Origin of the sequence: Nocardia sp. FBN12 (assembly GCF_050320175.1) — a bacterium.
GTDB lineage: Bacteria > Actinomycetota > Actinomycetes > Mycobacteriales > Mycobacteriaceae > Nocardia.
On sequence record NZ_CP190048.1, the window covers coordinates 3,226,871 to 3,238,894 of the forward strand.

Annotated in this window: 12 protein-coding genes; 7 read left to right on the forward strand and 5 right to left on the reverse strand. The window is 68.9% G+C overall.

The window, feature by feature from the left end:
• The first annotated feature begins 50 nt into the window (after positions 1 to 50).
• The gene (locus ACQHI0_RS15545; RefSeq protein ID WP_427908649.1) at positions 51 to 1,457 is read left to right on the forward strand and encodes an NAD(P)/FAD-dependent oxidoreductase; all 1,407 of its coding nucleotides are present in this window, start codon (positions 51 to 53) and stop codon (positions 1,455 to 1,457) included.
• 174 nt (positions 1,458 to 1,631) lie between these two features.
• Positions 1,632 to 2,441, forward strand: coding sequence for a hypothetical protein (locus tag ACQHI0_RS15550; RefSeq protein WP_427908650.1), 810 nt, complete (start codon positions 1,632 to 1,634; stop codon positions 2,439 to 2,441).
• Between the two features lie 61 nt (positions 2,442 to 2,502).
• Here the strand turns inward: ACQHI0_RS15550 and ACQHI0_RS15555 are convergent, their stop codons facing one another.
• The 4 genes from ACQHI0_RS15555 to ACQHI0_RS15570 form a co-directional block, all read right to left on the reverse strand.
• Positions 2,503 to 3,171 carry an urease accessory protein UreD gene (locus ACQHI0_RS15555; RefSeq protein ID WP_427908651.1) on the reverse strand — a complete coding sequence of 223 codons (669 nt, stop codon included), beginning with the start codon at positions 3,169 to 3,171 and terminating at the stop codon, positions 2,503 to 2,505.
• Positions 3,161 to 3,868, reverse strand: coding sequence for an urease accessory protein UreG (ureG, locus tag ACQHI0_RS15560; protein ID WP_101467244.1), 708 nt, complete (start codon positions 3,866 to 3,868; stop codon positions 3,161 to 3,163). Before ureG ends, ACQHI0_RS15555 begins: the two co-directional genes overlap by 11 nt.
• Before the next feature lie 29 nt (positions 3,869 to 3,897).
• Positions 3,898 to 4,548, reverse strand: coding sequence for an urease accessory protein UreF (locus tag ACQHI0_RS15565; protein WP_427908652.1), 651 nt, complete (start codon positions 4,546 to 4,548; stop codon positions 3,898 to 3,900).
• Positions 4,549 to 4,754: 206 nt separating this feature from the next.
• Entirely contained in the window at positions 4,755 to 6,224 is a 1,470-nt protein-coding gene (locus tag ACQHI0_RS15570) for an MFS transporter (protein WP_427908653.1), read from the reverse strand.
• A gap of 90 nt (positions 6,225 to 6,314) precedes the next feature.
• Between ACQHI0_RS15570 and ACQHI0_RS15575 the strand changes: the two genes are divergently transcribed.
• Positions 6,315 to 7,022, forward strand: a complete 708-nt coding sequence (locus tag ACQHI0_RS15575) for a TetR/AcrR family transcriptional regulator (RefSeq protein WP_427908654.1) — start codon at positions 6,315 to 6,317, stop codon at positions 7,020 to 7,022.
• A gap of 314 nt (positions 7,023 to 7,336) precedes the next feature.
• Entirely contained in the window at positions 7,337 to 8,014 is a 678-nt protein-coding gene (locus ACQHI0_RS15580) for a class I SAM-dependent methyltransferase (protein ID WP_427908655.1), read from the forward strand.
• 41 nt (positions 8,015 to 8,055) lie between these two features.
• Here the strand turns inward: ACQHI0_RS15580 and ACQHI0_RS15585 are convergent, their stop codons facing one another.
• Positions 8,056 to 9,276, reverse strand: coding sequence for a DUF418 domain-containing protein (locus tag ACQHI0_RS15585; protein ID WP_427908656.1), 1,221 nt, complete (start codon positions 9,274 to 9,276; stop codon positions 8,056 to 8,058).
• 224 nt (positions 9,277 to 9,500) lie between these two features.
• Here ACQHI0_RS15585 and ACQHI0_RS15590 point away from each other — a divergent pair, with 224 nt between their 5' ends.
• From ACQHI0_RS15590 to ACQHI0_RS15600, 3 genes are all read left to right on the forward strand, one after another.
• Entirely contained in the window at positions 9,501 to 10,487 is a 987-nt protein-coding gene (locus tag ACQHI0_RS15590; protein WP_427908657.1) for a zinc-binding dehydrogenase, read from the forward strand.
• 171 nt (positions 10,488 to 10,658) lie between these two features.
• Positions 10,659 to 11,102: a PaaI family thioesterase gene (locus ACQHI0_RS15595; RefSeq protein ID WP_427908658.1), complete on the forward strand. Its 444-nt coding sequence runs from the start codon at positions 10,659 to 10,661 to the stop codon at positions 11,100 to 11,102.
• 16 nt (positions 11,103 to 11,118) lie between these two features.
• Positions 11,119 to 11,946: an alpha/beta fold hydrolase gene (locus ACQHI0_RS15600; protein WP_427908659.1), complete on the forward strand. Its 828-nt coding sequence runs from the start codon at positions 11,119 to 11,121 to the stop codon at positions 11,944 to 11,946.
• Positions 11,947 to 12,024: the final 78 nt, after the last annotated feature.

The following is a 12,024-nucleotide window of genomic DNA, read 5'->3' on the forward strand; positions in this document are numbered from 1 at the left end:
GTCACCACCACCACCGCGGGGCCCACCCCAGTCTGTCGAGGAGCGCGACGATGAGCACTGAGTCTGTCGGGAAGCGGCACCACGTAGTGGTGATCGGTTCCGGGTTCGGCGGTTTGTTCGGTACCCGGCATCTGCGCAGAGCCGATGTCGACGTCACGCTCATCTCCAAGACGTCGACCCACCTGTTCCAGCCGCTGCTCTACCAAGTCGCCACGGGCATCCTCTCGACCGGCGAGATCGCCCCGGCCACGCGCCTGGTGCTGCGGAAGCAGAAGAACGCGCAGGTGCTGCTCGGCGACGTGGTCGATGTAGACCTGGCGAACAAGAAGGTCACCTCGCGACTACTCAACCGCGACACCGAGACCGACTACGACAGCCTGATCGTCGCCACCGGCGCCCAGCAGTCCTATTTCGGCAACGACCACTTCGCCACCTACGCGCCCGGCATGAAGACCATCGACGACGCCCTCGAATTGCGCGCGCGCATCCTCGGCTCCTTCGAACAGGCGGAGCTGGCGACCACCCAGGAAGAGCGCGACCGGCTCATGACGTTCATCGTCGTCGGCGCCGGCCCGACCGGGGTGGAGCTGGCCGGTCAGATCGCCGAACTCGCCGACCGCACCCTGGATGGCACCTTCCGCACCATCGATCCCCGCGACGCGCGCGTCATCCTGCTGGAAGGCGCGGGCGCGGTACTCGGCCCGATGGGACCCAAACTGGGTGCCAAGGCGGCCAAGCGGCTGGAGAAGATGGGCGTGGAGATCCAGCTCAACGCGATGGTGACCGATGTCGACGCGCACGGCGTCATCGTCAAGGACGCCGACGGCACCACCCGCCGGATCGAAGCCGTGTGCAAGGTGTGGTCGGCGGGCGTGCAGGCCAGCCCACTGGGCAAGATGATCGCCGAGCGGTCCGAGGGCACCGAGGTCGATCGGGCGGGGCGCGTGATCGTGGAGCCCGACCTGACCGTCAAGGGTCATCCGAATGTGTTCGTGGTCGGCGACCTGATGTCGGTGCCGGGTGTGCCGGGTCAGGCCCAGGGCGCCATCCAGGGTTCGACCTACGCGGCCAAGGCGATCAAGGCCGGGCTGCGCGGTCAGACCCCCGACCAGCGCGCGCCGTTCAAATACTTCAACAAGGGCTCGATGGCCACGATCTCGCGGTTCGACGCGGTGTGCCAGATCGGCAAGCTCGAGTTCAGCGGGTTCCTGGCCTGGCTCGCCTGGCTGGCACTGCACCTGTACTACCTCGTCGGTTACCGCAGCCGCATCGTGACGGTGATCGGCTGGTTCGTGTCCTTCCTCGGCCGTAATCGCGGTCAGATGGCGGCGACCGAGCAGTGGATCTTCGCGCGGCTCGCGATCGAGGAGGTCAACGCCGATCAGGCCGAAGCCAGGGAACTCGCGGCCGACGTGGGCGCGCCGGCGGGCACCGCGGGGCAGCGCAAGATCGGCTGACACAGACACGTGAGGCCGGGTGGTTCCGTCGAACCACCCGGCCTTCGTCGTTCCGATCACCTTTCCGCACACCGGTATTGCGGGTTGCCGTCGTTTCGGACCCATCCGAGTCGCGCACCGGTCCGAATGTCGGAGGTCATATGTGTGACCAATCCCCAGGATGAAAGGTGATCTATGGCGACGGGGAAACACAGGGCGCCGAACCTGCAGCGACAGAAGGTAGGTTCGGTCGTCGCAGCCGGAGCGGTCCCCCTGGTCATGGCCCTGATCGGCACGGGCACCGCGAATGCCGATCCCGCGCAGGCGGCGGTGACCCAGCCCGAACACCAGACCGGACCGGAGTTCGACGCGGTGGCGCCCAACGCCACTCCGTATGTGGGCCAGCCGATGCCCGCGAACACCCGCAGCTCGCTGCAGTGGTCGCGGACGGGGCCGGAAACGGATTACCTGTCTCCGGTGGGACCGCTGCACGCGCCGACCGCGGTCGCGCCGGTGCCGCCGATCCTGCCCCCGCCGGGGCAGTTCCGCTTCGGTGACCAGCAGGTTCCGGTGCCGGACTTCGTGCCGGTCGACACCTCGATCCAGATCAACGACGCCGCGGCCACTACCGAGGCCAACCTGGCGACGTTCCTCGACTCGGTCGGGCTCGAGCGCAGCCGTTCGGACCGGATCGCCTCCGAGACACTCGGTTCGGCGGCCAGAGGCGCCGCGGTCGGTTCCACCGTGGCGATCCCGTTCGCCATGATGGCCAGCACGGGCGGTGCCGTGGCCGGGCTCGTCGCCGGTATCCCGTTCGTGCCGATCGGCTTGGTCGCGGGCCCGATCCTGGGTGGCATGGCCGCGTACATGGCTGTGTCGATCCCCATCACGGTCGTCGGCGCCGGGATCGGCGCGGCGGTCGGCGCGGCGGATGCTTTCCTCGCGCCGCCTCGTGGGATGGTGCCCGAGGCCGCTGATCCGGCAGCCGAGCTCGTCAACGCTTGATCGAATTCCCCGCGGTGGGAGTCGGGCTTTCCTCGCCCGGCTCCCACCGCCATTTCCTCAGTTATCCGTGGGCAATCGCGAGCGCGCGGAGTCGGCTACTCGTTCGGGTGGCGAGCGAGCCACCCGCGGCCAGCGGCAGCCGAACCTCGTCGACGCTGCCCGACCAGGCCGGACGGTCGTCCGGATAGACCAGTTCGCTGTCGAGCGCACGCGGAGTCGTGAGCCGATCGTCGGTCGGCGAATCCGCTCCGAGCTGCAGCCGGTGCCGGAGCAGTGGAACCTCGCCGAGGTCGGCGAGCAGGTCACCACGCCACCCGCCACCGTCCTCGCCGCTTCGTCCGAGTTGCACCCGCTCACGCAACCGCAGCCGCGCATCTGGTGCCACCCGCACCGTGGTCACGGTGTGATGGTGTGCGCCACCCGCCACGATCGTGGGTTCCGGATCGAAATCCAGTTCGCCACCTTCGCCGATCTCGAAGCGCCAGTGCGCGTTCGACAACAGCGTGGCCGCACCCGGCAGGGCGATCGTGGCCGCCACCGAACGCACCACCAGCCGCGCGCCGGGGTGGACGACGATGGTGATATCGAGTTCGTCCCCACCGAGCGGGGTCGCCGCGGTGCCGATCAGGTGCACGGTATCGATGCCGGTGTGGCGCCCGGCCAGGCCGCCGACCGCGTCGATGCGGGGCAGTCTGCCCGGTGCGGCGACGATGCTCAGTTCAGTGCGCAACGCCGGTGGCCGCGTCCTGTTCGGCGACGACCCGCAGCTGCTCGCGCACCCAGGCCAGGACCGGGGTGGCCGCCGGGTCGTCGGTCAGCGAGACCAGTGCGGTGGGACGGCCGTCGCGGACCTTGGCGGCGTCGCGCTCCATCACGCCCAGATCGGCGCCGACCAGCGGGGCCAGGTCGGTCTTGTTCACCACGAGCAGGTCGGAGAACGTGACGCCGGGGCCGCCCTTGCGCGGCACCTTGTCGCCGCCTGCCACGTCGACGACGAAGATCTGCACGTCGATCAGGCCCGAGGAGAACGTGGCCGTGAGGTTGTCGCCCCCGGATTCCACCAGGATCAGATCCAGCGGCGGGTTGGCCGCGACGAGGTCATCGATGGCGTCGAGGTTGGCGGTGATGTCGTCGCGGATGGCGGTGTGCGGGCAACCACCGGTCTGCACGGCGGTGATCCGCTCGTCGGGCAGGACCGCGTGGCGGCGCAGGAAGTCCGCGTCCTCGGTGGTGTAGATGTCGTTGGTCAGCACCGCGAGGGACAGCTCGTCGCGCAGTTGCCTGCACAGGGCGGCGACCAGCGCGGTCTTGCCGGAGCCGACTGGACCACCGATGCCGATGCGCAGCGCCTCGCCCGCGGCGCGGTCGCGCTTGGGCCGGTCGTGGCTGTGGTCGTGCGGTTCGCCATCGATCAGATGGGGCGGCATGGGGGCTCCTTCTTCTCAGGATCTTCGGGTCAGGACGCGAACAACGGCATGTCGCGGTGGAGGTGACGTTCGGCGAGCGCGTCCTGCAGCGGATCGGACAACGCGGCAAATCCGGTAGCGGCCTCGGCGGCGATCCGATCGCACAGCGGCGCGAGGCGCATGGTGCTCGCGGCGATGGCGGCGGGATCGAGGGCGAGCAGTCGCTGCGCGGCGGTGGCGGCGCCGGTGAGTGTCGTATAGACGACGACACCCGCCAGCTGTTCCGTGCTCACGCCACTGGCGGCACCGACCATGCCGAACACCGTAGACAGATGGGGACGCGCCCCCGCCGGAGCCCAATCATGGTGCGGCCACAGCTGTTTGGCCAGCCGCAGCAGACCACGGCCTTGCGCACGCGAAGCCGTCCGCGCCGCGGGTGACGGTGTCCTGGCATCGGTTTCGAGTTCGGCGCGTTCGGGAGTCAGCGTCGCGCCGCACACCGCGGCGGCGAGGGACGCGGTCACCAGTCCTGAGGTGGCGACCCGGCGCCGCAGATACACCTCGACGCTGGCGTTGTCGCGCAGCAATCCCGACGACACCGCTTCCTCGACGCCACCGGAATGCACGTGCCCACCGATGGGCAGGCGCGAGTCGGCCAGGGCGAGCAATGTCGCCAGTCCCGTCGCACCCTCGTTTCGCATCCGACGATCCTATGCAACCGACCTGGACGTCCGCCCGGTGAGGGCGACCACCATCGCAGACCGTGGCGGCCATCACGTCGCCGGACGGTCGCACACGGCCGACGGTCCGCAAGCCACCGTGGGCAGGGCGTTCTCGATCAGCTCCAGTCGGCGTCGATCCGCGGCCAGCCCGCCGGGTGGCGTAGCGCACACCCGGCGGACGTCGCTCAGGGGCTGGTGCGAGCCGAACGCCAAGCCAGGGCCGCCATCGCGATCAGCAGCAGCGCGCCGACCGTGGTCGCGAGATGCATACCGCTGACGAAGGACTCGCGGGCCGCATGGATCAAGGCGTCGTCGCCTGCGGACTGCAGCAGGGTGTCGCCAAGGGTCTCGCCGAAGTTGCCGCCGGAGCGGAACACCAGCGCGGCCACCGAGCCGAGCAGGGCGAGGCCGAGCGCGTTGCCGAGTTCGAAACTGGTTTCGGAGATCCCGACCGCCGAGCCCGCCCGCTCGACGGGCACCGCCGACACCGCGACGTCGGACACCAGGGTGAACGAGAAGCCGTACCCGACACCGGCGATCACCGAGCCGGCCACGTACCAGCCGAGGCCGCCGTCGACACCCACACCGAGCAGCATCAGATTGCCGATGGCCGACAGCATCAGCGCGAGCGTGAACGTCGCCCGCACACCCAATCGCAGCCCGAGTCGCGCGCCGCTCATCGAGCAGACGAACACCGCGACCGCCATCGGAATGCCGAGCAGCGCGGCGGCCAGCGGGTCACGGCCGGTGACCGATTGCAGGTAGATGCTGGTCAGGTAGCTCAGCGCGGCAAGCGACATCATCCCGGCCATGCTCGCCCCGATCGCCACCCGGAACAGCGGCCGGGTGAACAGCGACAGGTCGAGCAGCGGTTCCGTCAGATGACGTTGCCTGCGCACGAACAGCACGAGCAGCACGACGCCGATCATGGCGATCACCAGCGACACCGCGTCCAGCCCTTCGGCCGCGATGTGTTTGATGCCGTAGATCAACGGCAGGATGCCGCCGATCGAGAGCGCGACGCTGGGCAGATCGATCGGGCCGAGGGCAGCGGAGCGATGTTCGGGCAGCAGCATCGGCCCGAAGATCAGCAGAATCGCCAGCACCGGGATATTGATCAGGAACACCGAGCCCCACCAGAAGTGGTGCAGCAGGAAGCCGCCGATGATCGGCCCGACTGCCGAACCACCGGCGAAGAACGCGGTCCAGATGCCGATCGCAGTGGCCCGCTGCCGGGCGTCGGGGAACAGGGTCGAGATCAGCGCCAGGCTCGACGGCAGCAGCGTCGCGCCGCCGATGCCCATCAGGACGCGGGCCGCGATGAGGATCGGCGCGCTGGGCGCGAACGCGGCGAGCACCGACGCGATGCCGAAGATGGCGGCGCCGACGAGCAGGATGTTGCGTCGACCGATCCGGTCGCCGAGATTGCCCATGGTGATGAGCAGGCCCGCCAGCATGAACCCGTAGATATCGAGGATCCAGAGTTGTTGCGAGGCAGTGGGATCCAGGTCGGCCGTCAGCGTCGGCATGGCAAGGAAGAGCACTGAGATGTCCATCGACACCAAGAGCACCGGCAGCAGCAGCACGCCCAGTCCGAGCCATGCGCGGCGTCCACCGGCGACTGCGGTGGGCACCGCCGGTTCCAGCTTCGTCATTCCGACATCCTTCCGAGGTTCGCGTACACCGTACGCAGAGACTGGGTACAGTGTACGCATGAAGGTTGTGTTACGAAAGCGAGTCATGGGATGACCGAGACGAAGCTCACCCGCACCGCGATCGTCGACGCCGCGATCACCCTCGCGGACGCCGACGGACTCGACGCGGTGTCGATGCGTCGCATCGCCGACCGCCTCGATGTGGGCACCATGTCGCTGTATCGGCACGTGGCGAACAAGGACGAGCTCATCGCGATCATGACCGACGAGATCGCCGCCCGGCACCCCTACCCCGATCCAGCCGGTCAGGGGTGGACCTGGCGCGACCGGGTGCGCATCGCCGCGGAGATCGATTGGCAGCTCTACCAGCAGCATCCCTGGGTGCTGCTCACCTTCGCGGTTCCCCGCTACAGCTTCGGCCCGCAGGGTCTGACGAGCCTGGCCTGGCTGGTCGAGGGTCTGCGCGAACTCGGCGTGACGGCCCGCGAGGCCACCACGATGGGTTTCTCGGTCTGGAACTACATCTCCGGCGCCAGCTTGCCGGTGGTCGGCGGTGCGTTGCTGGCCGAGAAGCGCACCGCCACCGACGACACGAACGGGCTGCGCGATCTCCTCGAGGGCAAGCCCTCCTTCCCCGTCCCCCCGGCGCTGGCCGACCTCGAAGGCGCGGGCGTCAGCGACCTCACCTCCGAGGATCTCCTGTTCCTCGGCCTCGAGGCACTGTGCGACGGATTCGCCGCGCGGGCCGCCCGCCGAACCGTGGATTCCGCACCTCGACCGACGGCGACCAAGCGATAGGCCCCGGGGTCCACCTACTGTTTCGACCAGGCTCCACCGAATCGGCGTTGACCTCGGCACCGCGCCGGGTGGCTATGCCGAACTCGCGGTCGCCGAAGCCGCCACCGCCCACCCGTGCCCTCGAATCCCGTGCCACCACAGGCAAAGTCGTGCTGGTCGCCTAGTTCGCTCGAGATCATCAGGCCCTGATGGTCGACATTCGCGGGCTGACTCCGCCCTCAGCGCCTGGTGATCAATCGACCAGATTCCTGACGGCTGGGCGAGTCGCCCAATATCGGGCGACACGGCGCGGGTCGGTGGTGAAGACTGGGCTCATGACCGACGCGCAGCCGCCCGCCGATCGTCGCCTCGCCGCTCAGGCACTGGCCGCGAACGATCCGACCGGGTGGTTCGAACCGCTCTATGCCGAGGCCGCAGCGGGGACCTCGGTGGTTCCCTGGGATCGCGATGTTCCCAATCCCCTGCTGGTGGACTGGCTCCGATCGGCCTCCCTACCCCAGGGAACGCGGGGCATGGTGATCGGTTGCGGCTACGGCACGGACGCCGAATTCGTCGCCTCCCAAGGTATCCGGACCACCGCCTTCGATGTATCGCCCACCGCGATCCGCGGCGCCCGTGCCCGTTTTCCGCAGTCGCCCGTCACCTACAAGGTCGCCGATCTCCTGAATCCGCCATCGTCCTGGCTCGGGGCCTTCGACGTGGTCATCGAGTCGATCACCGTCCAATCCCTCCCCCCGGACGTCCGCACCGCCGCCATCACCAATATCCGAAATCTCCTGGCCCCCGACGCAACCCTGCTCGTCATCGCCGACATCAGCCGAACCCCCGCCACCACCGGCCCACCCTGGCCCCTCACCCGCGCCGATATCGACTCCTTCACCACCCCCGACCTGACCCAGATCCGCGTAGAAGTCCTTCCCCGCCCCGACTCTTCCGGGCTGCACCGCTGGCGAGCCGAATTCCACCGCCCGCCGGACCGACAGGCCGGCTAGCACCAGGCCGGAACGCTCCGGCACCACGCGGAATCGGCACGTTATGCGCCGGACGGCCTGCGCTCTTCGGCCGGCCGCCGCCAGGCCGGGATGGTCAGGTACGTCGCCGCGCGGAGCAACCACTCCACCGGGCCGTAGCGGTGACCACGCAACCACCAGGCGCTGAGCGCGAGTTGGGCGGCGAAGGTGAGCAGGGCGATCGCGATGACGGCGAGCGGCGGGACGGTATCGGCGAGAGCGAGGCCGTAGCCGGAGTAGACGAGCATCAGAACGATCGACTGGCCGATGTAGTTGGTGGCGGCCATGCGGCCCGCGGGGGCGAGCAAGGCGGTGGCGCGGCCGAGGCGGACGGATTGCGCGGCCAGCAGGATCGCGGCGACGTAGGCGAACGTCATGGCCGGGTTCACCAGAGTCTGCAGACCGTGGACCACCGAGGGCGCATGCCACCACTTCATCGACTCGGCGAAGGTCATTGCCGAGATCGGTAGTCCGAGACCGAAGCCGAGCACCAGCGCACGCGATGACCAGCGGCGCAGAAGATCTGGGTCGGCGAACAGGTTTCGTTTGCCCGCCGCCATCCCGATCAGGAACATGGCCAGGCTCGGTACCCCCTGGGCGAACCAGATCAGCAGGAGGAAGACCGGCGCGAGGGCGGTCTGGGCGGCGAATGTCGAGGCGAAACCGCCGGTGTAGTCGGCCGACACGGCGGGCAGATCGACGAACTCCCCGAAGACGAGGACCCCGCTGTAGCCCGGCAGGAAACTCCACGCCGACCAGATCGTGTACAGCACGATCGCGGTGATCACCGCGGTACGCGGCCGCAGCTTGCGCAGGGCGATGAGAATCAGGCACAGGAACGCGTAGAGGGTGAGGATGTCGCCGATCCACAGCAGGTAGACGTGCACGAGCCCGATTGCCATCAGCGCGGCACACCGTCGCAGCAGTCGTCGCGTCGGCGACACCCCGGCTCGCTGCGCCGCCGCGATCTGCAGGGTGAACGAGTACCCGAACAGGAACGCGAACAGCAGGTAGAAGCGCCCGGTGAACAACGCGTCGACCGTGGCACGCACCACCAGGTCGACGGTGCCGTCGAAGCGCAGCACCGGGTGATCGCGCGTGCCGACGACCGACCACAGCGAGGTCGCCACGATCACATTGGTGATCAGAATCCCGAACAGGGCGAACCCGCGCAGGATATCGACCTCGGCGATTCGCGATCCGGATCGCACTGCGGCCGAACGTGTTCCGAGTGCGTCTGCCATGTACTGAGCGTACGCACGCCGACAGTCACATTCGTCCCTCGTGGGAGCTACTTCCTGCGCCCCGACGGAGCTACCCTCAGTCACTCCTGCGGCGTATTGACACGCACGCCGCACCGTGGGCCGTCGACGGGCGAGCGGCCACCTGAGCGACCGGTGACCGCCACGGTGCCACAATGGAGCACGATCACGCTCGGCAGTCACTCGCAACCACCACGGAGGCGGACATGCAGGCAGTTGTCATCGACGAATTCGGCGAGCCGAAGGACGTGCTCACCGCGCAGCAGGTGCCCACCCCCGAACCGGGGCCCGGTGAGGTACGAATCGCGACGTCGCTGTCGCCGATCCACAACCACGATCTGGCGATCATCCGCGGTGTGTACGGCTATCGGCCGCCGCTGCCCGCGATCCCGGGGACCGAGGCCGCCGGTGTCGTCGACGCGGTCGGTCCCGGTGTCGACGCACTCCAGGTCGGACAGCGGGTGGCGATCGCCGGCGTGCGCGGGGCCTGGGCGGACTCCTTCGTCGCCCGAGCCGAGCAAGCGGTACCGATGCCGGATTCCGTCTCCGACGAGACCGCGTGCCAGTTGCTCGCCATGCCGCTGAGCGCCCTGATGCTGCTCGACGATATGCGGGTGCACGCGGGTCAGTGGATCGTGGTGAATGCCGCCAACGGCGCGGTCGGTCGCCTGCTCAACCTGTTCGCGAAGGAACGCGGTGTGCGGGTACTCAGCCTGGTCCGCGGCCAGTCCTCGGTGCGGGCGCTCGAAGAACTCGGGTACGGTCCCGTCCTCGACACCGAATCGGTGGGCTGGCTCGCCCAGGGCGCCGACAGCACCGGCGGCGAGCCGATCGTGCGCGCCGTCGACCAGGTCAGCGGGCCCGCGGCGGGCGAGCTGATGGCCTTGCTCGCCCCGCGCGGTGAACTGATCTCCTTCGGCGCGCTGTCGGGCAAACCGCTGATCATCGACACGGGCGCCGTGATCTTCAAACAGGCTGTGGTGAAGGGGTTCTGGGGCCAGCAGCGCAGTTCCGAGATCGACCGCGCCGATTACCTCCGATTGATCACCGAACTGGTCACCCTCGCCGCCGCCGGCACCGTTCGACTCGACGTCCAGGCCGATCTGCCGCTGGCGCAGGCCGCCGAGGCCGCTGTGGTGTCCGAAACTCCCGGCCGCAACGGCAAAGTGGTCCTGCACGCCGGAACCCGCTGAGCTCCCGGCCGGGCGTCGGCACCTCGCGGCGCCCAGCCCAGCTTCTTTCCAGACCCCGAACAGCAAGCGAAATTTCCGCGTTCGGGGTAGTCACGCGCGGCGCCGGCGGGCAGGATTCGCCGCAGGAGGAGCAGCGACGCCTCCACCGCTGCCGAGCAGAGGACTGAGCCGATGACCGCACAGGCCCCCAATCCCGACTTCGCCCAACTGGTTCCCGCGGCGGTGCTGTCCATGCCCGCCGCCGCCCACCTGGGGTTCCATTTCACTCGGGTCGAGCCCGGCGATGTCGAGATCGTGCAACCGCACCGCCGCGAACTCACCCAGCACGACGGCTATTTCCAGGGCGGAGTCCTCGGCTCGCTCGCCGATTTCGCCGCCGGTTCGGCCGCGGGCACGCTGCTGCCCCCGGGCTGGGTGAACATGACCATCGATTACACCGTCAAGATCCTGGCCCCCGCCAAGGGCGCGACGGTGGTCGCCCGCGGCCGGGTGATCAAGCCCGGTTCGCTGCTCACGATCGCCGCCGCCGACGTGTTCTCGGTGGAGGACGACGACGAAACCCTGTGCGCCACAGCACTGGTGACGATGCGCAATGTTCGCCTCTCGGCATCCTGACCCCCGGGAACAAGCCATGCCGATCATCCATGTAGACGGCGTTCCGATCGCCTGCACCGACACCGGCACCCCCGCGGGCAAACCCGATGCGGCCACTGTGGTCTTCGGTCACGGATTGTTGTTCGGCGGCTGGATGTTTCGGGCCCAGCTCGAATCCCTGCAACGCGATTACCGCTGCGTCACCCTCGACTGGCGCGGTCAGGGCGATACCCCGCCCACCGCCGGCGGCTACGACATGGACACCCTCACCGCCGACGCGGTCGGGGTGATCCGCGCTCTCGATGTCGGCCCCGTGCACTGGGTCGGCCTGTCCATGGGCGGGTTCGTCGGTCAACGACTCGGTGCCAGGCACGGCGACCTGCTGCGGTCGCTCACCCTGCTCGACACCAGTGCGCGAGCCGAAGATCCCACCAAGATCGGCGAGTACCACCGTCTCGCGTGGGCGCTGCGCTGGTTCGGCATTCGCCCCATCGCGGGCCGGGTGGCCACGCACCTGTTCGGCCCGGCGTTCCTGGCTTCCGATACCGGGGCGGAGACGGTCCGCGAGTGGTCGCGTCGCCTGGCGCGGGTCGATCGCGTCGGCATGCGCGACGCCGTCCACGGTGTCACCGGACGTGCGGCGGTCGACGACGAACTGCGGTCGGTCACCGTGCCCACTCAGGTCGTCGTCGGCGCCGACGACGCGGCCACCCCGCTCCCGCACGCTCGCCACCTCGCCTCGCTCATCCCCCACGCCCAGCTCCACACGATCCCGGCGTGCGGCCACACGAGTTCCCTCGAACAGCCACAGGTCGTCACCGCCCTCCTGCACGGTTTCCTCGAATCGGCCGAGTACGTCGGCTGAGTCACGTAACTCCGCGACGACGGGGAGCACGCTGACCTACACCCGAAGGAGATCGGCGCCCGGCGGGTCGGCCGAGCC

Excerpts from the sequence above, each read along its gene's own strand:
- ACQHI0_RS15570 (WP_427908653.1), bottom strand. The coding sequence starts at position 6,224 with ATGACGAAGCTGGAACCGGCGGTGCCCACCGCAGTCGCCGGTGGACGC.
- ACQHI0_RS15545 (WP_427908649.1), top strand. The coding sequence starts at position 51 with ATGAGCACTGAGTCTGTCGGGAAGCGGCACCACGTAGTGGTGATCGGT.
- ACQHI0_RS15585 (WP_427908656.1), bottom strand. The coding sequence starts at position 9,276 with ATGGCAGACGCACTCGGAACACGTTCGGCCGCAGTGCGATCCGGATCG.
- ACQHI0_RS15590 (WP_427908657.1), top strand. The coding sequence starts at position 9,501 with ATGCAGGCAGTTGTCATCGACGAATTCGGCGAGCCGAAGGACGTGCTC.
- ureG (WP_101467244.1), bottom strand. The coding sequence starts at position 3,868 with ATGCCGCCCCATCTGATCGATGGCGAACCGCACGACCACAGCCACGAC.
- ACQHI0_RS15580 (WP_427908655.1), top strand. The coding sequence starts at position 7,337 with ATGACCGACGCGCAGCCGCCCGCCGATCGTCGCCTCGCCGCTCAGGCA.
- ACQHI0_RS15600 (WP_427908659.1), top strand. The coding sequence starts at position 11,119 with ATGCCGATCATCCATGTAGACGGCGTTCCGATCGCCTGCACCGACACC.
- ACQHI0_RS15575 (WP_427908654.1), top strand. The coding sequence starts at position 6,315 with ATGACCGAGACGAAGCTCACCCGCACCGCGATCGTCGACGCCGCGATC.
- ACQHI0_RS15565 (WP_427908652.1), bottom strand. The coding sequence starts at position 4,548 with ATGCGAAACGAGGGTGCGACGGGACTGGCGACATTGCTCGCCCTGGCC.
- ACQHI0_RS15595 (WP_427908658.1), top strand. The coding sequence starts at position 10,659 with ATGACCGCACAGGCCCCCAATCCCGACTTCGCCCAACTGGTTCCCGCG.
- ACQHI0_RS15550 (WP_427908650.1), top strand. The coding sequence starts at position 1,632 with ATGGCGACGGGGAAACACAGGGCGCCGAACCTGCAGCGACAGAAGGTA.